The sequence below is a fragment of the Haloarcula sp. 1CSR25-25 genome, from assembly GCF_032027985.1.
Taxonomy (GTDB): Archaea; Halobacteriota; Halobacteria; order Halobacteriales; family Haloarculaceae; genus Haloarcula.
In genome coordinates, this window is the sequence record NZ_JAHYBW010000004.1 from 78010 (window position 1) to 100426 (window position 22417).

The 22417-nt window shown below is 64.6% G+C and carries 17 protein-coding genes; 9 read left to right on the forward strand and 8 right to left on the reverse strand.

Annotated elements, in window-relative coordinates; all coding sequences use genetic code 11:
• Positions 1-67: 67 nt before the first annotated feature.
• Positions 68-1300: a Zn-dependent hydrolase gene (locus KZ498_RS13225; protein ID WP_312619398.1), complete on the reverse strand. Its 1233-nt coding sequence runs from the start codon at positions 1298-1300 to the stop codon at positions 68-70.
• 149 nt (positions 1301-1449) lie between these two features.
• Here KZ498_RS13225 and KZ498_RS13230 point away from each other — a divergent pair, with 149 nt between their 5' ends.
• Positions 1450-3165 carry a D-aminoacylase gene (locus KZ498_RS13230; protein ID WP_312619399.1) on the forward strand — a complete coding sequence of 572 codons (1716 nt, stop codon included), beginning with the start codon at positions 1450-1452 and terminating at the stop codon, positions 3163-3165.
• Positions 3166-3254: 89 nt separating this feature from the next.
• Here KZ498_RS13230 and KZ498_RS13235 read toward each other — a convergent pair whose 3' ends face one another.
• Positions 3255-4385, reverse strand: a complete 1131-nt coding sequence (locus KZ498_RS13235) for a BMP family ABC transporter substrate-binding protein (protein ID WP_312619400.1) — start codon at positions 4383-4385, stop codon at positions 3255-3257.
• Positions 4386-4579: 194 nt separating this feature from the next.
• A complete protein-coding gene (locus tag KZ498_RS13240; RefSeq protein ID WP_312619401.1) occupies positions 4580-5725 on the reverse strand; it encodes a BMP family ABC transporter substrate-binding protein in 1146 nt (381 codons plus the stop codon).
• Between the two features lie 298 nt (positions 5726-6023).
• On the opposite strand from KZ498_RS13240, the gene KZ498_RS13245 reads away from it, so the two are divergent.
• The 4 genes from KZ498_RS13245 (at position 6024) to KZ498_RS13260 (ending at position 10908) form a co-directional block, all read left to right on the forward strand.
• Complete coding sequence (locus tag KZ498_RS13245) at positions 6024-7682, forward strand: ABC transporter ATP-binding protein (RefSeq protein ID WP_312619402.1); 1659 nt, start codon at positions 6024-6026, stop codon at positions 7680-7682.
• Positions 7682-8782: an ABC transporter permease gene (locus KZ498_RS13250; RefSeq protein ID WP_312619403.1), complete on the forward strand. Its 1101-nt coding sequence runs from the start codon at positions 7682-7684 to the stop codon at positions 8780-8782. The genes KZ498_RS13245 and KZ498_RS13250 overlap by 1 nt, the downstream gene beginning before the upstream one ends.
• Positions 8782-9774 carry an ABC transporter permease gene (locus KZ498_RS13255; RefSeq protein WP_312619404.1) on the forward strand — a complete coding sequence of 331 codons (993 nt, stop codon included), beginning with the start codon at positions 8782-8784 and terminating at the stop codon, positions 9772-9774. The genes KZ498_RS13250 and KZ498_RS13255 overlap by 1 nt, the downstream gene beginning before the upstream one ends.
• A 99-nt stretch (positions 9775-9873) precedes the next feature.
• Positions 9874-10908 carry an LLM class flavin-dependent oxidoreductase gene (locus KZ498_RS13260; protein WP_312619405.1) on the forward strand — a complete coding sequence of 345 codons (1035 nt, stop codon included), beginning with the start codon at positions 9874-9876 and terminating at the stop codon, positions 10906-10908.
• Positions 10909-10926: 18 nt separating this feature from the next.
• Here the strand turns inward: KZ498_RS13260 and KZ498_RS13265 are convergent, their stop codons facing one another.
• The 3 genes from KZ498_RS13265 to KZ498_RS13275 form a co-directional block, all read right to left on the reverse strand.
• Positions 10927-12333 carry a nucleobase:cation symporter-2 family protein gene (locus KZ498_RS13265; protein WP_312619406.1) on the reverse strand — a complete coding sequence of 469 codons (1407 nt, stop codon included), beginning with the start codon at positions 12331-12333 and terminating at the stop codon, positions 10927-10929.
• Between the two features lie 232 nt (positions 12334-12565).
• Positions 12566-13825 (reverse strand): threonine synthase, encoded by a 1260-nt coding sequence (gene thrC, locus KZ498_RS13270; RefSeq protein ID WP_312619407.1) that lies wholly within the window; start codon positions 13823-13825, stop codon positions 12566-12568.
• 165 nt (positions 13826-13990) lie between these two features.
• Positions 13991-15334, reverse strand: coding sequence for an amidohydrolase family protein (locus KZ498_RS13275; RefSeq protein ID WP_312619408.1), 1344 nt, complete (start codon positions 15332-15334; stop codon positions 13991-13993).
• A 141-nt stretch (positions 15335-15475) separates the two neighbouring features.
• Here KZ498_RS13275 and KZ498_RS13280 point away from each other — a divergent pair, with 141 nt between their 5' ends.
• From KZ498_RS13280 to KZ498_RS13290, 3 genes are all read left to right on the forward strand, one after another.
• Positions 15476-16774: an amidohydrolase family protein gene (locus KZ498_RS13280; protein ID WP_312619409.1), complete on the forward strand. Its 1299-nt coding sequence runs from the start codon at positions 15476-15478 to the stop codon at positions 16772-16774.
• Between the two features lie 309 nt (positions 16775-17083).
• Positions 17084-18010 (forward strand): hypothetical protein, encoded by a 927-nt coding sequence (locus tag KZ498_RS13285; protein ID WP_312619410.1) that lies wholly within the window; start codon positions 17084-17086, stop codon positions 18008-18010.
• 89 nt (positions 18011-18099) lie between these two features.
• On the forward strand, positions 18100-18948 hold the full coding sequence (locus KZ498_RS13290) for a hypothetical protein (RefSeq protein ID WP_312619411.1): 849 nt from the start codon (positions 18100-18102) through the stop codon (positions 18946-18948).
• 214 nt (positions 18949-19162) lie between these two features.
• Here KZ498_RS13290 and KZ498_RS13295 read toward each other — a convergent pair whose 3' ends face one another.
• A complete protein-coding gene (locus KZ498_RS13295) occupies positions 19163-19933 on the reverse strand; it encodes a hypothetical protein (protein WP_312619412.1) in 771 nt (256 codons plus the stop codon).
• A gap of 106 nt (positions 19934-20039) precedes the next feature.
• Between KZ498_RS13295 and KZ498_RS13300 the strand changes: the two genes are divergently transcribed.
• The gene (locus KZ498_RS13300) at positions 20040-20513 is read left to right on the forward strand and encodes a hypothetical protein (protein WP_312619414.1); all 474 of its coding nucleotides are present in this window, start codon (positions 20040-20042) and stop codon (positions 20511-20513) included.
• A 69-nt stretch (positions 20514-20582) separates the two neighbouring features.
• On the opposite strand, the gene KZ498_RS13305 is transcribed toward KZ498_RS13300, so the two are convergent.
• On the reverse strand, positions 20583-22415 hold the full coding sequence (locus KZ498_RS13305; protein ID WP_312619415.1) for a bacteriohemerythrin: 1833 nt from the start codon (positions 22413-22415) through the stop codon (positions 20583-20585).
• Positions 22416-22417 lie beyond the last annotated feature (2 nt).

Genomic DNA, 22417 nt, shown 5'->3' on the forward strand with positions numbered 1-22417 from the left:
AGCTGCCACACTCGCTGTGTGGCGTGTGCCACATCTGTGGCAACACCATCTCTGACAGCGTACCTGCTCACTCGGCGGCCTTCGCCTGCACCGCGTTCAGCAGTACCTCGGTCCCGGTGACGATGTCGTCCCACTCGGTGAACTCGCTCTCGCGGTGGCTGATCCCGTCGACGCTCGGGACGAATATCATGCTCGTCGGGGTTATCTTGTTGAGGTAATTCGCGTCGTGGCCCGCGCCGCTGACCAGCCGCGTGTACTCACAGCCGACCGTCTCGGCGGCCTCGACGACCGTGTCGATACAGCCCTGGTCGAACGGGTCCGCGTCGACCCGCATGATCTCCTCGATGTCGTACTCTACCCCCTCTCGTTGGGCCGCGTGGGCGATCTCCTGTCTGACCCGTTCGAGGGCCGCGTCGACGACGGCGTCGTCGTACGAGCGGAAATCGAGCGTGAACTCCACGCGTTCTGGGATGACGTTGATGGCGTTTGGCCACACGTCGACGCTTCCGACCGTGCCGACGAGGTCTGTCCCTTCAGTCGCCGTGATTCGCCGGACCGCACGGGTCACGTCCGCCGTCGCGACGAACGCGTCGTGGCGCATGTCCATCGGCGTCGGTCCGGCGTGGTTGGCCTGGCCTTCGAAGGTGACGTTCAGCCAGGAGAAGCCGAACACGCCTTCGACGGCGGCCACGGGGATGTCCTGCTGTTCAAGAAAGGGCCCCTGTTCGACGTGCATCTCGAAGTAGCAGTGGATGTCGTCCGCTTCACAGGGGGTCTCGCCCTTGTAGCCGATGCGTTCGAGTTCGTCGCCGAACCGCTTGCCCTCCTTGTCCTCGCGCTCGTAGGCGTACTTGAGGTCGAAGATGTCACAGTAGACGCCGCTACCGAGCATGTCCGGCTGGAAGCGCACGCCCTCCTCGTTGCTCCAGGCGACGACCTCCAGCGGGCGCTCGGTCCTCACGCCGGCGTCGTTGAACGCCTCGACGACCTCCAGTCCGCCGAGGACGCCGACGACGCCGTCGTACCGTCCGCCGTTGTACTGGCTGTCGATATGTGACCCGAAGAGTACCGGCGCGGCGTCGCCGTCAGCCCCGTCGCGCCGCCCGAAGATGTTGCCCATCGTGTCGATACGGACGTCCAGCCCGGCCTCGCGGAACCACTCGACGAGCGTGTCGCGGGCCGCCTTGTTCTCGTCGGAGAGGCTCGGCCTGTCAACGCCGCCCGCGTCTGTCGCGCCGATTTCGCTGAACGTGTCGAAGCGCCGTCTGAACCGCTCGCTGTCGAGACTGACGGATGGCATTGGATAGCTGTTCCGGGGCGCCGTCTTGAAGATTGTGTCAGGGCGGCGTCACACAGGCCGACAGACACGCTGTGGCACGCACCCGGCCGCTGTCACACACGGTTGAGACCACCGAAAGAGCCAAACGACCGTTCCCCGAGTGAGCAGACATGACCGAGCCGAGCGCCGCGTCTCTCGCGTTCCGAGACGCGCGGGTGCTGGACGGGAGCGGTCGCCCGCCATTCACCGCGAGCGTTCGTGTCGCCGACGGTCGTATCGACGCCATCAGCGACGGCCCTCTCGACGCCGACCGCGTCGTCGACCTCGACGGGTCGTATCTCGCGCCCGGGTTCATCGACATGCACGCGCACTCGGAGCTCAGACTGTTCGAGCATCCCGGGGCCGAGGAGAAACTCACACAGGGCATCACCACGGAGGTCCTCGGACAGGACGGGGTCAGCGTCGCGCCGGTGCCGCCGACCCTCACGGACGAGTGGCAAGAACGGGTCAAGTCCCTCGATGGCACACTCGGCGACACGTGGCCCTGGCACGCCGTCGACGGCTATCTCACGGCGCTTGAATCCGTCGGCCCGGCCGTCAACTGCGCGTACTACGCCCCACACGGCAACATCAGATCGATGCTGGCCGGGTTCGAGGACCGCCCGCTCAGTCGCGAACACGTCGTCTCTGCCGGGCCAGTCACAGACCGACGGCTGGACCGGCCCACGTCCGTCCGTGACACGGCGCCCGGTGAACTGGACGCGATTCGACTGGAGCTGGAAGTAGCACTCGAAGAGGGCGCGTTCGGCATGTCCAAGGGGATGATATACCCGCCGAGCTCGTACGCCCGCGACGACGAACTGGTGGCGCTGGCGGACACGCTCGCCAAGCGTGACTCGTTTATGATCTCTCACGTCTGGAACGAGACGGACCGGGTGGTCGAATCCATCGACCGGTATCTCGACATCTGTCGGCGCGGCGGCTGTCACGCCCACGTCTCGCACCTCAAGGTCGGCGGCCAGCAGAACTGGGGGGATTCAGAGGCGGTGCTCGAACTGTTCGACGACGCCGTCGACCGGGGCCAGCGTGTCACCTTCGACCAGTACCCCTACACGGCCGGGTCGACGATGCTGACCGCGCTGTTGCCGCCCTGGGCACGCCAGGGCGAGTCGGCGGACATTCTCGACCGGCTTCGCTCTGGAGATGTCCGAGCGCGGATCGCCGACGATATCTCCCGACCGGGCGACTGGGAGAACCTCGCCTACGCCGCCGGCACGTGGGACAACATCCTCATCACGCGGACCGGAAGCGGTCGCCGCCAGGGCGACACCATCGAGGACATCGCCGACGCGATGGGTCGCGGCCCGGTCGACGCGATGTGTGAGCTGCTCGTCGCGGAGGACCTCGACGTGACGATGGCCGACTTCGTGATGGCCGAAGACGATATCGAGCGGTTCCTCGCCGACGACCGCGGAACCTTCTGTACGGACGGCATCTTCGGCGGGAAACCCCACCCGCGGGCCATCGGGGCGTTCGGTCGCATCCTCGAACGGTACGTCCGGGAGCGCGAGACCCTCTCGCCGGAACTGATGGCGTACAAGGCCGCGGGCAACCCGGCCGACATTCTCGGCCTCAGGGACCGCGGCCACGTCAGGGAGGGGTACGTGGCGGACCTCGTGGCCTTCGACCTCGACTCTGTGTCGGCCAACGCGACCTACGAGGACCCGTTCCAGTCCACCGAGGGGATGGAGTACGTCCTCGTCGGCGGCGACATCGCTGTCAGGGACGGCGAGCCGACCGGCGCTCGGAACGGCGCGGTGCTTCGCTCCTACGAGGAGTGGGGCGGTGCGACCCGTCCCGACCTCGACCGCGCTGCTGACGACTAGCGGCTGGCCGGCCCGCTCTGACCGGCCCGACCGCCGGTTACTGGTGTGGCGACGTATAGGCGAAAACCGAACGTCGGAACCGAGGCGCCCTACTCCGGCACTTCGGCGTCGACGGCGTCGACGAAGCTGTTCATCTCCTGGAAGAGGAACTCGTCGCTCTCGCCCTCGAACGGCGAGCCCGCCCAGACGTCGAGTTCGCCGCTGACAATCTTCTCTTCGGTCTCGGCGACGGTGTCTTTGACTTCCTGTGGGACCTCCGGCCCCCACTCGTCGAGTGCCGGGAGGTTCGTCTCCATGCCGCCCCAGAAGGCGTCGGATTCCCAGGTCCCGTCCCGGACTGCGGAGACGGTCGGGCCGTAGACCTCTTCCCAGTTCCACACCGGGGAGACGAGGTAGTTGTCGCCGCCGAACTCGCCCATCGGCGCGTTGTAGCCGGAGGCCCACACGTCCGCCTCGTTTGCGGCCCTGACCGGAGCCGGGGAGTCCTGCTCCTGTGAGATGACGTCACAGCCCTCGTCGATGAGGGAGTTGGCCGCCTGCCGGGACGTCTGCGGGTCGAACCACGCGTTGACCCACCGTATCTTGAACGTCGCGTCCGGGTTCACAGACCGCGCGCCCAGCGCCATCGCGTTGATAGAGCGGATGACCTCGGGGATCGGGAACGCGGCGACGTAGCCGATGGTGTCGTTCTCGGTCACCATCCCGGTCGCCTGGCCGGCGAGGTACCGGGGCTGGTAGATCCGGCCCATGTACCGGCCCATGTTCTCCCGGGTGCGGTAGCCGGTCGCGTGCTCGAAGTACGTGTCGGGGTACTGCTCCGCGACGGTGTACATCGGGTCCTGATAGCCGAACGTCGTCCCGAAGACGATGTCGGCGTCGCCCTGTGCGTACTGCTCGAAGACCCGCTCGGAGTCTTCGGGGGCCACGGCCTCCGTGTACTCGGTCTCCAGCCAGTCGTACTTCTCGTCGACCGTCTTGCGGCCCTGGTCGTGGGCCCAGGACCAGCCGAGGTCCCCCACTTCCGAGATGTACACCCAGGCGGCAGTGACCGAGTCCGTCCCGCTACCGCTGGTCGCGGTGCCGTCAGTCGTGTCGGTGTCGCCGCTCTCGCCGCTGCTCCCGCCGTCGCCGCCACTACAGCCGGCTAACGCGGTCACCCCTGACGCACCGAGGGCACCCAGCAGCGTCCGTCGCGATATCGCTCTGTCTGTGTCCACCATTGCTGAACTGGGTAGGTGTAGCGGAAACAACTACTTAAGCCGTATCATTTCTGACCTTGCAGCGAACAAATATATCCCGTCAAAATTGGTTATATATCTGTTTTACCGCTCGAAATATCCACGAACGCCTTCATTCTAAGAAGAAAGAAAAACAATCCGGATGCGACTACTGGCGCCAGGTACCGTCGACGGGGTCAGCTCGGGACCTCACCCTCGACGGCGTCGACGTAGCTGCCCATCTCCTGGAAGAGGAACTCGTCGCTCTCCCCTTCGAACGCCGAGCCCGCCCAGACGTCCAGCTCCCCGTCAAGTATCGCCGACCGCGACTCCGAGACGGTGTCTTTCGCCTCCTGTGGCACTTCGGGCCCCCAGTCGTCCAGACTACAGATGCCGGATTCGAGCCCCTCCCAGTACGCGTCAGACTCCCAGGTGCCGTCCCTGACAGACTCGATCGTCGGGCCGTAGAACTCCTCCCAGTGCCATATCGGTGACGTGAGGTAGTTCTCGCCGGCGATGTCGCCCATCGGCGCGTCGTAGCCAGTCGCCCACACACCTGCGTCCGCCGCCGCACGGAGCGCGGCGGGCGAGTCCTGGTGCTGGGCCATCACGTCGACGTTCTCATCGAGCAGGGCGTTCGCCGCTTCGCCCTCGGTCGGCGGGTCGAACCAGGAGTTCGTCCATCTGACCTTCAGCGTCGCGCTGTCGTTTACAGACGCGGCCCCGAGCGCGTAGGCGTTGATGCCACGGATGACCTCCGGAATCGGGAACGCCGCCACGTATCCCAGCGTATCCGTCTCGGTGACGATGCCGGCGGCCTGGCCGGCGAGGTAGCGAGCCTGGTAGATACGGCCCATGTACCGGCCCATGTTTTCCATCGTCAGGTAGCCGGTGTTGTGTTCGAAGTACTTCTCGGGGTACTGTTCCGCCACGGCCGCCATCGGGTCCTGGTACTCGAACGTACAGCCGAAGATGATGTCCGCCTCACCCTGTGCGTACTGTTCGAACACCCGCTCGGAATCGCCCGGGGCAACCGACTCCGTGTACTCTGTCTCCAGCCAGTCGTACTGGTCGTCGACCGTCTGCCGTCCCTGGTCGTGCGCCCAGGACCACCCGAGGTCGCCGACCTCGGAGATGTACACCCAGGCGGCGGTGACCGAGTCCATCTCGGACCCGCCGTCACCGCCGGTCGCAGTGCCGTCAGTGGCCTCGCCGTCGGCGGTGTCGGTCCCGCCCCCGCCGCCGCTTTCACCACCGCTACAACCGGCCACTCCGGCGATTCCCGCTGCCCCGAGCGCTGTCAGTAACTCCCGTCTCGATCTGGCGTGATTCTTGTCAACCATTAACTAACCGGGTAGCCCTTGCGGAAACATTCACTTAAATCGTTCCGTTCACGCAGCTTTCTCTACACAAGTTTCCAAATTTATGCCACAAAGATAGTACCGTCGCGCCCTATCTGGTGACTACCTGAAACATATGTTCACACTATTGTGGGTCGCGACAGACGGAGCGACGGTCCGTAACACATGACAACTGACATTTGGCAAATGTCCGGTATCTCCCCCTCTGGACGGCGAATATAACTGCCTTTGGAAACAATTATGCCACTACATTGTTGATACCCGCTCAAGACCAGACAGCATGTCCGAACACACCACGCTCAGGATGGAGGGGATACTGAAGGAGTTCCCCGGGGTCGTCGCCAACGACCACGTGGACCTCTCCGTCGAGCGCGGGGAAATACACGGCCTCCTTGGCGAAAACGGGGCGGGAAAAAGTACGCTGATGAAGGTTCTGTACGGGCTCTACTCACAGGACGCCGGCGACATCTATCTCGACGGCGAGCGACTCGACCTGGGGTCGCCACAGGACGCCATCGACGCCGGCATCGGGATGGTCCACCAGCATTTCATGCTGATACCACGTCTCACTGTCGCCGAGAACGTCGTGCTCGGCGAGCGTGAACCGGCCACGGCGTTCCGCACCGATGCCGAGGACAGTTGGCTCCCGGCGGCGGTCCGGAACAGCAGCCTCGTCCAGTCGCTCGCCGGACAGTTCTCGCTGGGACTGGACGTCCCGGAACAGCGGATTCAGGACCTGGCTGACCAGTACGGGTTCGATATCGACGTGAGCGCGAAGATCTGGGAGCTCGACGTGGGACAGCAACAGCGCGTCGAGATACTCAAAGCGCTGTACCGGGACGTCGACCTCCTGATTCTCGACGAACCGACGGCCGTCCTCACGCCGACCGAGGCCGAGCGGCTCTTCGACTCGCTCGAACGGCTGACCGACGAGGGACTGTCGATAATCTTCATCACCCACAAGCTCACCGAGGTCGACGCCATCGTCGACCGGGTGACGGTCCTCCGGGAGGGACAGAACGTCGGTACCGCCGAGGTGTCGTCAGTCTCTCGGGCGGACCTCGCGGAGATGATGGTCGGCCGCGAAGTGCTGTTCGAGATAGAGCGGGAAGCGGTCGACCTCGGCGAACCAGTCTTGCGCGCACGCGGCGTCAAGACTGATGACAACCGGGGCATCGAAGCGCTCTCCGGTGTCGACCTTACGGTTCGACAGGGCGAAATCGTCGGTATCGCGGGCGTGAGCGGCAACGGCCAGAAGGAACTCGCAGAGGTCATGGCCGGCATCCGGGACGTGACGGCCGGCGAGCTTACGGTCAACGGCGACGACATCACGGGTGCTAAACCGAAGACGTTCGTCGAGAGCGGCGTCTCGTTCGTCCCCGAGGACCGGCTCCGATACGGCTGTGCCGAGGACCTCTCGGTGATGCACAACGCCACGATGAAAGACTTCAGGGACGGTCGGTTCGGCGACCGCCCGTTTCTGGACTACGGTGCGCTCCGTGACTACGCTGAGACGCTGGTCGAGGAGTTCGACGTCCGCGGCGTCAGCGACGTGACCGAGACCGAGGCCGGCGACCTCTCCGGGGGGAACCTCCAGAAGCTCATCCTGGCCAGGGAGATCTACCGCGACCCGGACCTGCTCATCGCGAACCAGCCGACCCGTGGCGTCGACGTCGGCGCAATCGAGTTCATCAGGGAGACACTGCTCGAACAGCGCAAGGCGGGCACCGGGATTCTCCTGCTCTCGGAGGACTTAGACGAGATCTTCGATCTGAGCGACAGACTGCTCGTCGTCTACGAGGGCGAGTTCGTCTACGAAACGACGCCGGCCGAAGCCGACCGGGAACGGGTCGGCCTGGAGATGACCGGCGGCGGCGACGAGGGCGGCGAGACGGTCGCGTCGCCGCCCCAGTCCGGGGTCACCCAGGGGGAAAGCTGATGAACGTAGCGGTAAACGTCGACGCGCGAGAGGACATTCCCGTCTGGCTGGCCTACGGGACGCCCGTGTTCACGGTTCTGGCCGCGCTGGCGGTGAGCGCCATCGCGCTGGTCGTCCTCGACGTGAACCCCGTCGCGGCGTACACGACGATGTTCCTCGACACGCTCGTCACCGAGTTCGGCCTCACCGAGACGCTGACGAAGGCGGTGCCGCTGATTCTCACGGGCCTTGCGGTGTACCTCCCGCTGAAAGCGGGGCTTTTCAACATCGGTGCCGAGGGGCAACTCGTCGCCGGAGCGCTCGCGGGGACCTGGATCGGTCTCAACGTCTCGCTCCCGGGGCTCGCACTGGTCCCGTTGATGTTCGTCGCCGCGGCCGTCGCCGGCGGTATCTGGGCGGGCATCCCGGCCTACATGCGCGCGAAGTGGGACGTCAACGAGATCATCACCTCGCTGCTGCTGACGTTCGTCGCGCTCGAAATCCAGAGCTACCTGCTCCGGGGCCCGATGCAGGGCGGCACCGGGAACTTCCCGCAGTCGGAGCGGTTCTCCGAGGCCGCGACGATTCCGGAACTGGTCAGTGGGATCCACGCCGGCCTGCTCGTCGCCGTCGCGATGGTCGCAGTGACCTACGTCCTGATGACGAGAACGCGGCTCGGGTTCGAGATCACCTTCGTCGGCTCGAACCACGAGGCCGCACAGCAGGCGGGCATGAGCAAGTTCTACGTGTATCTCCTGGTGTTCGTCGTCGGGGGCGCGTTCGCCGCCATGGGCGGCATCAGCGAGATCGCCGGCGCACAGGGGCGGTACCGCGCCGGGTTCGAACCCGGATACGGCTTTACGGCCATCCCGATCGCGCTGCTCGGTCGCAACAGCGCCATCAAGGTGATGCTCGCGGGGCTGTTCTTCGCCGTGCTGTTCGTCGGCGGGTCGAGCATGGAGGTGGCCTTCGGCGTGCCCGCGGCGCTGGTCGAGATCATCCAGGCGCTGGTCATTCTCTTTCTCATCACCGCGGAGTTCTTCAAGAGCTACCGCGTCGGTATCGACATCGAGCGCGGGCCGACCGAGACCCCGGCCCGGCCACAGCGGGGTGACGACTGATGGTGAGCTTCATCGCCGGCCTGCTCGATGCGACCGTCCAGGCGGCGACGGTGCTCCTGCTGGCCGGGATGGGTGAACTCATCAGCGAGCGGGCGGGCGTCCTCAACCTCGGCGTCGAGGGGATGATGCTCGTCGGCGCCCTCGGCGGGTTCATCACCACCGTCCTCACGGGGAGTCACTGGCTCGGCTTCGGCGTCGGCATCCTCCTCGGGATGGTGCTGGCGCTGGTCCACGCGTTCCTCTGTATCACGCTGAAGTCGAACCAGGTCATCAGCGGCGTCATGCTGACGCTTCTGGGGACCGGCATCACGACGTTTTTCGGCTCCGGGTGGGTCGAGGAATCCATCGAGGGCTTCCCGCAGATGACGCTCCCGCTCGTCGGGCAGTACCTCGTCGGTATCCCGGTCATCGGCGAGGCCTTCTTCCGGAGCACGGCGACGGACTACCTCGCGCTCGGTCTGCTGGTCGTCGTCTGGTACTTCCTGCACCATTCGAACCTCGGACTGGAGATGATCGCCGTCGGCGAGGACCCCGAGATGGCGGACACGATGGGCGTGTCCGTGTTCCGGCTGCGGTACCTCGCGGTGCTCATCGGCGGCGGGTTCGCCGGCGCGGCCGGGGCACACCTCTCGCTGGCCTTCTCACAGCTCTGGGTGCCCGGCATGACCGCGGGCCGGGGCTGGATCGCCGTCGCGCTGGTCATCTTCGCGCAGTGGCGGCCCCGCCGGATGCTGGTCGGGGCGTACCTGTTCGGCCTGCTCGACGCGCTCCAGATCCGCTCGCAGTCCATCTCGCTGACGCTGGGGCCCGACGCGCCGCTCGCCAGCGTTGTGAACCCCGTTGTCGAGTTCCTCATGACGCCACAGATTATGGGGACCTACCCGTATCTGGCGACGATCATCGTGCTGGCTTACGCCGTTATCCGGACCAAGAGCGACCAGCTCGCGGTCCCCTCGGCGCTGTTGCAGTCCTACAGTCGCGAGACGGACTGACGGGCACTCGGGCGCGTTCCGAAACCAACGGCCACACCTCCCACAGACCGTGTGTGTGGCAAATCTATTTATCTGTATTCGCTGAATCCCGCATGTCTCATGAGCGCCAATCAGGTCTTCGAGAGAGGCGACCGTGTCGGTATCTACTTGCAGGACAAACACTCGCTGGCAGAGAACGTGGAACTCGTGCAGTACGCGGAGGAGCAGGGTATCGACGAGGTCTGGCAGGCCGAATCGCGGCTCGCGCGCGACGCCGTCTCCCCACTTGGCGCGTACGCCGCTGTCACCGACGACATCAAACTCGGGACCGGCGTCATCAACAACTGGACGCGCAACGCGGCCCTTATCGCCCAGACGATGAGCACTCTGGAGGAACTCGCCGGCCCGGACCGCATCATGTGCGGCATCGGGGCCTGGTGGGACCCGCTGGCCGAGAAGGTCGGCATCGACCGCAGCGGCGCACTGCGGGCGATGCGCGAGTGCGTGGAGGTGACACAGGACCTGCTGGACATGGAGAACGTCACCTACGACGGGGAGTTCGTCCAGATGCGTGACGTGGAACTGGACGTGGTCCACGGCGACGACGGGCCCCGAACCGTCCCGGTGTACGTCGGCGGGACCGGGTTCAAGATGCTGGAACTCACCGGCCACTTCGCCGACGGCGCGCTGTTGAACTACCTCGTCAGCCCCGAGTACAACGAGAAGGCCCTCGACGCACTGGAGACCGGGGCGGAACGCGGCGGCCGCACGCTCGAAGACATCGACCGTCCCCAGCTCGTCGTCTGCTCGATGGACCACGACGAGGAGAAAGCTCTGGACAACGCCCGCGAACTTATCACGCAGTACCTCGGGCAACAGCCTCATATCATGAAAGCCAGCGGCGTCAGCCAGGACCTCATCGACGAGGTGGGCGAGACCATCGGCGGGTGGCCGGCCGACAAGGACGACATCAAAGAGGGGATGCACCTCATCCCGGACGACGTGGTCCACAAACTCACCGCCAGCGGGACGCCCGAACAGTGCCGAGAGAAGGTCCGTGAGTACGCCGACACGGGCTGTCAGTGTCCGATTCTCTACCCGCTGGGCGACGACCGGCGGCTGATGATAGACGAGTTCGCCGACGGCTACCTGTAGCCTGTTCTGGACCGACCCTCAGTCGTCGTCGACCGGCGGCGCGCCAGAGCCCGCCTCAGCTAGGTCGGGTTCCAGTCCAGCGGTGTACTCCGTCGGCCCCGTCCCGACGCTCCCGCCGGGGAACACGACGTTGAGGACGAGAGCGGCCATCCCTCCGGTGACGAGTGCGGACCCGAACAGCGTCTGTACCTCCGAGGGGAAGTTCTGGAGGATTTCGGGCCGGAACGCGACGCCGAGGCCGAGCGCCATCGACATCGCGAGGATGGTCGAGTTGCGGTGGTCCAGTTCGACGTTCTGCGTGATGAGCCGCGCTCCGGAGGAGAATATCATCGCAAAGAGGATGAGCGCGCCCCCGCCGAGCACGGCGTCGGGCATCGCCGAGACGACCGCGCCGACCTTCGGGACGAACCCGAGCGCGAGCAAAACGGCGCCCCCGATGCCGGCTACGTACCGACTGGCGACGCCGGTGAAGTTCACCAGGCCGACGTTCTGCGAGAACGACGTGTTCGGGAGCGCGTTGAACACCGCGCCGAAGACGCTCATCACGCCGTCGGCGACGAGGCCGCCGCGGATTTCCTCGCGGGTGGCGTCCCGTCCGGTCGCGGACACCGTCCCCGAGATGTCCCCGATGGTCTCCATGCCGGTGATGATATAGAGGAAGGCCACGGTGACGACGGCGCTCGGCTCGAATGCGAGGCCGTACTTGAGCGGGACCGGGACCGTCACCCACCCGGCAGCGGCGACGGCCGAGAGGTCGACCACGCCCAGCGCGAGCGCGACGAAGTAGCCGACGACGATTCCCACGAACACGCTGATAACGCGGAGAAAGCCCTCGAAAAACTGGTTCAGCCCGACGGTGACGACCAGAACGAGCCCCGCCAGTCCGAGGTTGACGAAGGAGCCGTACCCCTCCGCCGACGGGCCGGCCGATGCCCCTGCGGCGTAGTTCATCCCCGTTGGGATGAGCGTCAAACCGATGAGCATCACGACGATGCCGGTGACCAGCGGCGGGAAGTACTGCCGGAACCGGTCGAAGGAAACGCCCATGACGACCTCGACCGGCGCGGCAAGGAGTGACGCCCCGAAGACGGCGGCGATTCCGAACTGGTTGCCGATGCCGATGAGCGGGCCGAGAAACGCGAAACTGGTCCCCATGACCACCGGGAGCCGCGCGCCGACAGGCCCGACCGGGTACGCCTGGACGATGGTCGCGACGCCGGCCACGATGAGTGCCATCTGGACGAGAAACGTCGTCTCGCCAGTGACAGAGCCGACGGCCCCCGCGAGGATGAGCGGGGGCGCGACGTTCCCCAGGAACATCGCGAGGACGTGCTGGATGCCGAGCGGAATCGCCTCTCCCAACGGCGGCTTGTCTTCGATATCGTACAGGACGACTGACTGCCCCTTCGCCTTCGAATCGCTCATGAAACGCCATCCAACCGCCTGTCTTTTCAATTCAACTACCAAAATCCTAATACCAATATATGTGTTTAATTTTGTCGACGGGACACAGCCAAATGTCCCACTATATTCTGGGTCAGCGCCCAATCGATTCGTACTCGTCTCGAACGGTGGGGCTCACAGGCCGACACTGTTTGAAAGCTGTTCGGAAAACGGGTAGCGGGCCGGCCCGCATCAGGTCAGTCGTCCGGTGGCGTCAGTCGTCGGCCGCGGCTTCTTCGGCCGTGCCGTACAGGCGCTCGACCTCCGTGATTTCGGGGTCGATCCGGTCGACCCCGCCGGTCGCCTTCTCGGCGCTTTTCGTGTCTTTCAGGCCGAAACCCGTCGAGACGACGACGACAGTTTCGTCCTGTTCGATGATACCGCGGTCGAGCGCGGTCCGGACGCCGGCGATGGGGGCCGCGCCCGCCGGTTCCGAGTAGATGCCCTCGGTGCTGCCCAGCAGCGTCTCGGCGTCCAGAATCTCGTCGTCGGAGACCAGCACGCTCGTTCCGCCACTCTGTCCCAGTGCACGGCAGGCCTTGATGGTGTTTCGCGGCCGGCCGACCGCGATGGAGTCGGCCAGCGTCTCGGCGATGTCGTCGATGTCGTCGTGGTCGTGGAAGGCGTCGTGGATGGCCGACGCCCCCTCTGCCTGGACGCCGAGCATCTTCGGGTGGTCATCGACGTATCCGAGGTCGTAGAACTCCTTGAACCCCTTCCAGGCCCCGGCTATCGTACAGCCGTCGCCCATCGAGAACACGACCCAGTCCGGAACGTGTCCCCGGGCGACCGACTGGTCGGCGAGTTCGTGGCCGACGGTCCGTTTGCCCTCGACCTGGAACGGGTTGATGGCCGCGTTCCGGTTGTACCAGCCGTACTTCTCGGTCACTTCGACGCTGAGGTCGTATGCTTCGTCGTAGCTGCCGTTGACGGCGAGGACGTCCGCGCCGTAGACAAGCGGCTGTGCGAGCTTGCCCGTGGGGGCGTCCCCGGGGACGAAGATGCGACAGTCCATCCCCCCGCGTGCGGCATACCCCGACAGCGACGCGGCGGCGTTGCCCGTCGAGGCGCAGGTGATGATGTCGCGGCCGGCGTGTCTGGCCTTCGTGACGGCGATAGCGCTGGCGCGGTCCTTGAAGCAGCCCGTTGGGTTCCGCCCGTCGTCTTTGACCAGCGTCTCGACGCCCAGCGCGTCGCTCAGATTCGGCGCGTCGAAGAGGTCCGTCCCGCCCTCGTTTAGCGTCACGACGTCGGCGTCCGCTGAAACCGGCAGGAACGCCTCGTACTTCCACTGACTGGCTATCGGCCCGCCCAGGTCGCCGTCGAACGCGTCGTCGATGGCGTCGTAATCGTATGTCACTTCGAGGATTCCCTTCACGCCCTCGTGTTCGGGACAGGTGTAGATGACCTGGTTCGGGTCGTACTCTGCCCCACAGAGTGTACACTCGAGGGTCCTGACCTGCGTCATGCCCATACTACCACCTGAGCACAAGTAGATATAAAACCGTACCGTGAGTTCGGTCCGATTGTGACGAGAACCGCCTCTGTCGTGGCCGCCAAACGCCACACACGGGCGCCACACCCCACACATCTATTTGCGGGACCGCTCTCAAATTAGCAGCGGGCACCGCCGCACCTGCTACAGCGGCCGGTTCAAGAACTGCCCGCGACCGGCCGTTGACCGGACTGCGTGGTCTTCCGCGACGACCGCACCGCCGGCGATGACCGTGTCCACGCGCGCGCTCCAGCGCCGCCCCTCGTACGGCGTCCAGCCACCGACGAACGTGTGGTCCTCGGCGGTCACCTCGTACTCCTCGGCTCGCACGAGCATCAGGTCCGCGTCCGTTCCGACCCGCAGCGACCCCTTCTGCGGGTAGATGCCGGCGTTCCGGGCCGGGGCCGCACACGCGAGTTCGCGGAGGCGCGGCCACGAAATCCGTCCCTCGTGGACGCCCTCGCTGACGAGGAACTCGACCATCGTCTCGACCCCCGGGAGGCCGGCGTAGGGCTCCCAGATATCTTCCCAGCCGGCCGCTCGTGTCTCGCGGTAAGTCGGAAAGTGGTCCGTGCCGACGAGGTCGATCGTCCCGTCCCGGACTGCGTCCCAGAGCCGCTCTCGCTCGGCGTCGGATTTCAAGCTGGGATTGACCTTGAGGAACGGTCCCTTTTCGGCAACGTCATCCTTCGAGAAGGCCAGATACTGCGGACAGGTTTCGAGCGTGACCGGGACGTTCGCCCGCGATTTGAAGCGGTCGGCCTCGCGTGCACCGCTCCCACTCGAGATGTGGACGACGTGCAGCGGGCAGTCGGCGTACTCCGCGAAGTAGCCCGCCCGGGAAATCGCGTCCAGTTCGGCTTCGAGCGGCCGTGAGTCCATGTACACGTCGGGCTCGTCGCCGTCGATAGTCGACCGCGCGTCGTCGAGCAGCCCCTGTGTCTCGCAGTGAACGCGAACTGTGCCCCCGGCATCGCCGACGCGACGCATGAGGCCAGCGATGGCTTCGTCACTCGCCAGGTACGGGTCGGCGGTGAACGTCTTGAAATCCGCCGTTCCGGCGCTCATGATGCCGGTCACGTCGATGTCGGGCTCCTGAACGTTCCCCGCAACGAGGCCGAAATCGACGTGTGCGAGGTCCGCACACGTCTCTGCTTTCCTCCGCACTGCCGCTGGTGTCGTGACGGGGGTCTGAGTCGGTAACTCGATGACCGTCGTCACGCCGCCGGCGACCGCGCTCGCGGTCTGGGTCGCGAAGTCGATCCCGTCCGGAAACAGCTCGTCGTCGTGCATGTGGGTGTGTACGTCGATAGCGCCCGGGAGCGCGACCATCCCGTCTGCGTCGATGACGGTATCCGGGTCACTGGGAGCGGATACCGACGGCGCCGGACCGGCGGCGTCTATCCTTCCGTCAGTGATTACAATCTCGCCGTCCGTGACGCCGCGAGCCGTCACCACCCGTGCGTCTCTGATGTGAATTTCTGTCATGCCTGTAGGGCCCGGGCGAGAGACGAAAACAGTTGGTGTGTGAGACGCCACATCCGGCGCACACGCCAGTTGTGAAATGGTGGCTGCTAAGGCCGCTCTGGGGCGGATAGCTTTTAGTCGGCTGCCGGTATCCCCCAACCTGTGATACTGAACGCAGGGACGCTCGTCACGATGGACGATGACCGTACGGTCCGGTCGGAGGCACACGTCGTCGTCGAGGAGGGTGAAATCGTCGCTATCGACGACGGCTACGCATCGGGCGCTGACGTGATCGATGCCACTGACGAGGTCGTCATCCCGGGACTGGTGAATTGCCACACTCACATGTACGCCCTCCCGATTCGCGGTGCGCCACTCGCTGCCTCACCCGAGAGCTTCTATGAAGCACTCGTCAACATCTGGTGGAACGTCGACGAAGCGTTCACCGAGCGCGACGCTCGCCTGTCCGCACTGGGGTCCTGTGCCGAGATGCTTCAGAGCGGCGTCACCACGTTCTGTGACAACTACTCCGGGCCGAACACGCTGCCGGGCGGTCTCGATGCCGTCGCCGAAGGCGTCGCACAGACGCCGATTCGCGGGATGATTACCTTCGAAACGACAGCCCGGAACTCCGAAGCCCAGGCCAGAGACGGCATCGCGGAGAATCAGCGGTTCATCGACGAAACAGAAGACCGGTACGACACCGTGTCGGGCCACTACTGCCTCCACACGCTGTTTACAAACACCGAAGATATCGTCGAGGAGTGTGTCGACCGTGCTGTCGACGACGGTCGACCGATACAGATACACCTCGAAGAGGGACTGGTCGACGTTCACGAATCCATCGCCGACTACGGCAAACGACCGGTGCCAGCGCTCGAAGACATGGGCTTTTTCGACGCCGAGGTAATCGCGGCCCACTGCGTTCATTCGACGGAGTCCGAAATCGAAACCCTCGCGGAAAACGACGTCCGAGTGGCTCACAACCCCTACTCCAACATCAACAACGCCGTCGGTATCGCCGACGTCGAAACCATGCAGGCCAACGAGATGACGATCGGACTCGGAGACGACGGGTGGGACCCTGACATGTTCGAGACCATGCGCTCGGCCGTCGGCATTCACAAACTGAAACAACACAATCCGAGCGGATTCGACATGGCAACTGCCCTCGAGTGGGCGACGATCGGCAGCGCAGCGGTGCTGGGGATGGACGACGCTGTCGGCAGTATCGAGGTCGGCAAACAGGGTGATTTCGTCACGCTGGATCTGGGTCCGAACCCGGTGCTGACAGGGAGCGCCCCGTATTACGTCGTCAGCGCTGCGAGCCGCGCGGACGTGACCCGGACGATTGTCAGCGGTGAGGCCGTCTACGACCGCCAGTCCGGCGTCACCGGAGTCGAGGATGCGGACATGGCCGCCGTCGGCGACGCGAGCGCCGAACTCTGGGAGCGGCTGTAGGCAGCACCGGACGGGTGTGTTCTCACTCCGCTGGCAGTGGCGAGGACAGTCAAAAAGTATACACCCTTAGTGTGTAAATCACTTCTCACCGTTGAGCTGTGAGAGCTCGTGTCTATGCGTGTCTCGAATAACCCTCTAAGGGTGTAAATTAATGGTCAATATTCCTATTTTACCGTCAGTGTGCACATTCTGTATACACAGTATTTCCACCGTTGGGGGGTTGAGCGAACGAATCCGTCGTCACTGTGTAGTGTCGCAAATATTTCCTGTTCCAGTATGTAATAGTGCCACTGTGTGTGTGAGTGACATATGGTAGTTAGTGACGCCTTTGAGACGTTCACGCAGGTGCTCGAATGCGTGGAATCGTCCGATACCGAGGTCAAAACGGTCTCCATTCGGGGTCAGACGACTGCGGACAACGACGAAATCAGTGCCGACCTGACGCTTGCGACGCCTGTCTTCGGTGGGGTATCGCTACACGATGACGTATCCGTCGACGCCGATGAGTTCGATCTGACCGACAAACGGATCGAGCTCGACGTGACGGTTACCGTGCCGGTCGGGACTGACATCCCGGTTCCGTCGGAAGACCAGGAGGACGCGTCCGACGAACTGGTCCAGACCCTCTCGGAGTCGGATTCCGTGCCGGCGTACAAGGACCCAGAGGCACTCCGGGCGGCCTACGACGCGTGCGATACGTTCCCGGAAATGACCGAGGCGCTCGACGCCGACGTGACCTCCGAAACCGTCCGCCGGTATATGGTCGAGTACGACATCCACGACCCGACCGACACGACGCCACAGGCAGGCGGACTCACCCTCTCGGACGTGCAGGCGGATTCCGAGGCCGACACCGACGCGACGCCCCCGGCTGAACCGGACCCTTCTGACGACCGGGCGGGCGACGACGGGCAGCCCGAAGAGCCGGACGGATTGGGAGCCAGATCAGTCGCTGAACTGCTCGCTGAGGCGGACTCCCAGGACAGCGACGACAACCTGGTCGCGGACGGACTCGGTATCTCCCAGGACCTGACTGTCGCTGAACTCGCACGGACAGTTACCCAGTCCACCTCTCTGCACGAGGCGACTCAGCGTCTCGGACTGAGCCAGACCCACGCCCGGCGACTGCTGTCGGAGCTGGACCTCCTCGACCTCGTCACCCATCGGCTGGCCGCCAACCAGATACGCGTCTCGAACGACGAGATCAAGCGCCGTATCTCAGCCGCCAGCCATTGACTCCCCACGCGAGGTGCGCTGCGGGCAGAGAGGCGAATATTCATGAAACAAGGAAAACATTTTTGTCGCCTGGTTTGTAGGTGTGACAAATGGCAACGATTCGCGTGCGAGATTGGACGAAAGAACAGATAGAGGAGATACGTGACGCGGAGTCTCACTCCTCGCATGACTCCGTCATCAAGTCGCTGCTCAAAGACCGAAAGCTGGCGAAATACGCGGACGACGCCGCCGAGACCGTTCCGGCGTCGACAACCGAATCCCAGACGAACGGTCCGGACACGCCGTTCGATGACCTGACCGTTCTCGGCGAACTGTCCGGTGCTGACAACGGAGTGCTGTTTCTCTGGTGTCCCAGCTGCGGGAACGAACTGGCGCATCTGACCGCCGATAACCCACTCGGTCTGTCCGTGTTCGAGATCGAGTGCCAGCGCTGTCTCACCCATCTCGACCGACACGCGATCGTTGCCATCGAAATCGGCTACCCGATAGAGCAGAAACTGGTCGATGACTGTCTCCAGGACGACCTCAAGGACTGTGTCGTCGACTACTGGGACCGGACACTCGACTCGGCCGCTGTGGGGGCACTGGCGGACGATCTCGATCCGGAGTACCTCGCCTGGCAGTTCGACCAGTACCTGCGGGAGTTCTCGTGGGCGTGGCCCGCGGACGTACCCGTCGTCGGTTTCGCGAGCGGGGAAACCTACCGCAACACCGCCACCGACGAGTACCTCGAAGTCATCGAACCAGTCTCGGAGAACCGAAACGCGATGGATTCGTTCAAGATACGGCGGTACGCAACCGAACCAGCTACTGGCGACGGTGAGACCGAGATTCTCGACAGCACAACCGTCGTCGACCACATCGTCAACCGGCGACTGCTGCTCGACTCGCGCACTGACTCGACCTCTGTATCCGAGTCGACCGAACCGACGACGTGACTGACACAGCAGGGCCGCACAGATGTCTATCTTTGTCCTTTCCCGAGAATCTCGCCCGGAGCAGATGCGCATTCGCCAAGATAGAACCACCTGGCACCATATCTAGATAGAAACATTCACAGAAAATTTGAATAGACGATTTTTGATGTATATCTCCGGAATACACTCTCAAAAACTCGAGAAACCACCCAAATATGCAGACAGATGGTGTGTATCAGTTCGTCTCTGCCGTAGGACGGGAACACCGAAGGCACAGCACACTCTCTGCGACCCAGTTCACGTCTGTCGAATCACAGTGCGGGCAGCGGTGGTGGTCGGTGTCGTACTCCGTCGTCCCGCGGGGGGCAGCGAGGAACGCGTCGCCGACCGCTTGCCGAACGAGGCCGGGGAACCGCTGGCGTTTGACGACGGCCCGCTGTGCGAGGAACCTGCCGGGGTCGTCGGGGTCCGTCCCGTGGAGGTCCTCCCAGGGGATGGCGATTTCGCCGTCGGCGGGGCCACGGGCGACCTGCTGGAGGAGCGTCGCAGCGGCCTCGAAAAGCGGCGTCGTCCCCCACACCTGCGGGTCCTCGACAGCACTGCCAGCGGCTTCGTAGGCCGCCTCTGCCTCCCGGTAGGCCGCCGCGGCGCCGTCGAGTCCTGCGACGGTCCGGAAATCCGCGACGAACTCCTCGAGACAGGCGTGCTGGACCGGGTGGTCGAGCCCGTTGGTCAGATCCTTGGCCACGGCGACGCCCTCCACGCCGCGGCGGGTGGCCCGCGTATCCTCGCCGGCGACGCGGTAACAGACCGCACTCGTCGCCAGGTACTGGAGCCCGTCGCCGACCCAGCCCTTCTCGTCGGCGTCGAAGGGGTCGATACCCTCCCGCGGGTCCGAAAGAACACGCCATCCCGCTCGCGTGTACTCGTCGCCAGCGCGCCGGTAATCGCGGTCGGCGATAGCGGCGACCCCTGCGGCCCTGTGTCCCGCGTCCTGTGTGCGCATGTACTGCTTACGGGGTACGGCAACACGTGCTTTCACACCCAACAAATCGGTATGGCCGTCGGCCTGAATCGTCAGACGGAAGACAGCCCCGTCCTGCCAGTGACACATGGAGTCGGTACCTCTCGTCACGACGCTTACCGTGTCTCTCCGGTTTGTTATCGGCGTGGCCGCCGGTGTCGTCGCGACGGTTGCGATGGACCTTGTGATGGCCAGGCTTCCAGAAGGCGAAACAGCGCCGTTCGTCGCCGCCGGTGTGTTGACTGATAGCGCTCCCCAACACGCACCGGGTCGGCTGGCGAACGTGGTCCATTACATCGCTGGGTGGCTGACTGGCCCGCTGTTCGTCTGGCTGCTTCTCACCAGTGAGGGGCTCGTGGGCGGGCAGTCGATACTCGCGACAGTGCTCGCTGCTGTTGTCCTGTACACGCTGATGGTCGGCTTCTTCGTCTTCGTGGTTCTTCCGCGGTCCCGCCTGGCGTCGGTCCGGATGGCGGACATCCGACGTGACTGGGCGATATCGGCGGCTGCGTATCTACTCGTTCTCGTCCCGCTTGTCGCACTTGGGTCTCGGCTCGTCTGACCCGGTTCGACCTATGGGGCCGTTCTGGTGGCTGAAACGCGGGGCTCGTGCCCGCTCGCCCGGCAGCCCTCACTCGCCGAGAGAAAGTTTGTCGTCCGCCCTCACTTCGGCTGTTTTGCCGGTGTGGTACCAGTCGTCCCGGAGCGTCTGTGCGCCCGTCCGGTCGTCTAGGAACCCGCCCAGGACAGTCGGGCCGCGGACCAGTAGTTCCCTGTTTGCAGCCACAGCGAGTTCGACGCCCACCATCGGGTCGCCGATACTCCCCTCGGCGTAGGAATCCGCCGGGTTCAGTGCGCCGACGCCAGTTGTCCCGACTGACCCGAACAGTTCGCACACTGGGACGCCTAACCCCCTGAAGAAGTACAGCAGATGGTCGTCTAGCTGGCCCGTCCCACAGAGGGCGTAGGTGAGGTTGGATAACCCCGCTTCTCGCCGGAGCGGCCTGTACACGAGCCGCTCGGCGGCTCTGTATTTCAGCGGCGTTCCGTGCCCCTCGACGATACCCTGCCCGTAGGACGCAACTCGACCGCCGACCTTCCGTTTCATCCAGCCCATGTCGCCGAGACGGTCCTGTATCCTCCCGTAGAGCTGCTGGTACATCTTCGGAACGCCGACGAGCACGTCGGGCTCGACGGTCGCGAGCTGGTCGACAAACGCCTCGGCTCCGAGGTAGGCGACGGCGCTCCCGGTCGCCCAGAGATAGTACGTCGAGACGCGCTGATAGATGTGTGCCAGCGGGAGCGAACACGTCCCGGTCGCCCCGGGCCCGGCGGGAAGCTCCTCGCGGAGACTCTCTGCCGCCGCCAGGAGGTTCCGGTGTGTCAGCGCACAGCCGGCCTGCTCTGTGGGGGCGGCCACGTCGAACGCGACCGTCGCAACCTCGTCGCCGTCCGTCTGGAGGCCGGGTAACACCCTTGCCTCATCGGTCGGTAGCGCCTCGAAGTCGAGCACCGTATCGACGGCCATTTCGAGGCCCCCAGCCACCTCGCCTTCTGCCATGAGGCCGGTCGCGCCGGTCCGTTCGATAACCTCGGCGGCCCGGTCGTCGCTGGCAGACGGATAGAGCGCAACCGGCACGAGCCCGGCGAAGTGACAGGCCAGGTCGAGCACGGACCACTCGTACTGGGACTGTGCTCTGATGGCCAGTCGGTCCCCGGGTCGCAGTTCCGTCGAGAGGAGACCGCCCGCGACTGCCTTCGCCCGCTCGGCCATCTCCTCGAAACTGCGCTCGACGAACTCGCCGTCATCCCGAACCAGTGCCGCGGTCCGGTCCCCGTGTTCTGCAACGATATCGTCGAACCAGGCCGCTACTGACCCCTCTGGGACCGGAAGCGAGCCCCCGTCGTAGACCTCGCTGTCGAGGCGCACGCCGGCGTCTTCGCTCTGGCGGTCTACTGGAACGGGGTCGTCCGACGCCGTCCGGTCCTGATAGAGCTGCCCTGGCTCGTACTCGTAGTCGTCGCTGACTTCCGTCTGGAAGTAGTCAGCGTAGTTCTGGTCCTCGTCGCCGGCGGCGATGTGCGCGTCGAGCCAGTCGCGGGCGACTGTCAGGACCTCCATCGTGACGTACTCCCCGTTCTCGTGTTTCTCGCGGAGCTCCCGCACTTTCGTGGCGAACGCCTCGTGCATCTCACGGTGGTTGTAGAAACAGTCGCTGCAGTCCATGGCGTACCCACAGTTCTGCATGAACTCCTCTTCGTCACCGAAGTGATACTCCGTGTAGCGTTCGAGCTCCCGGAGAATGTCACCGACCTCCTCCTCGGAATGGCCCTCGTTCATCGCCGTGTGGAGGTCGTTCAGAAGCCCGAACAGACGCTTGTGTTGCTCATCGAACCGTTCGATGTTGGTGCTGTACCGTTCCTCGTCCCACTCGGCGAACTCCCCCGTCGAGTCCGTGCCCATAC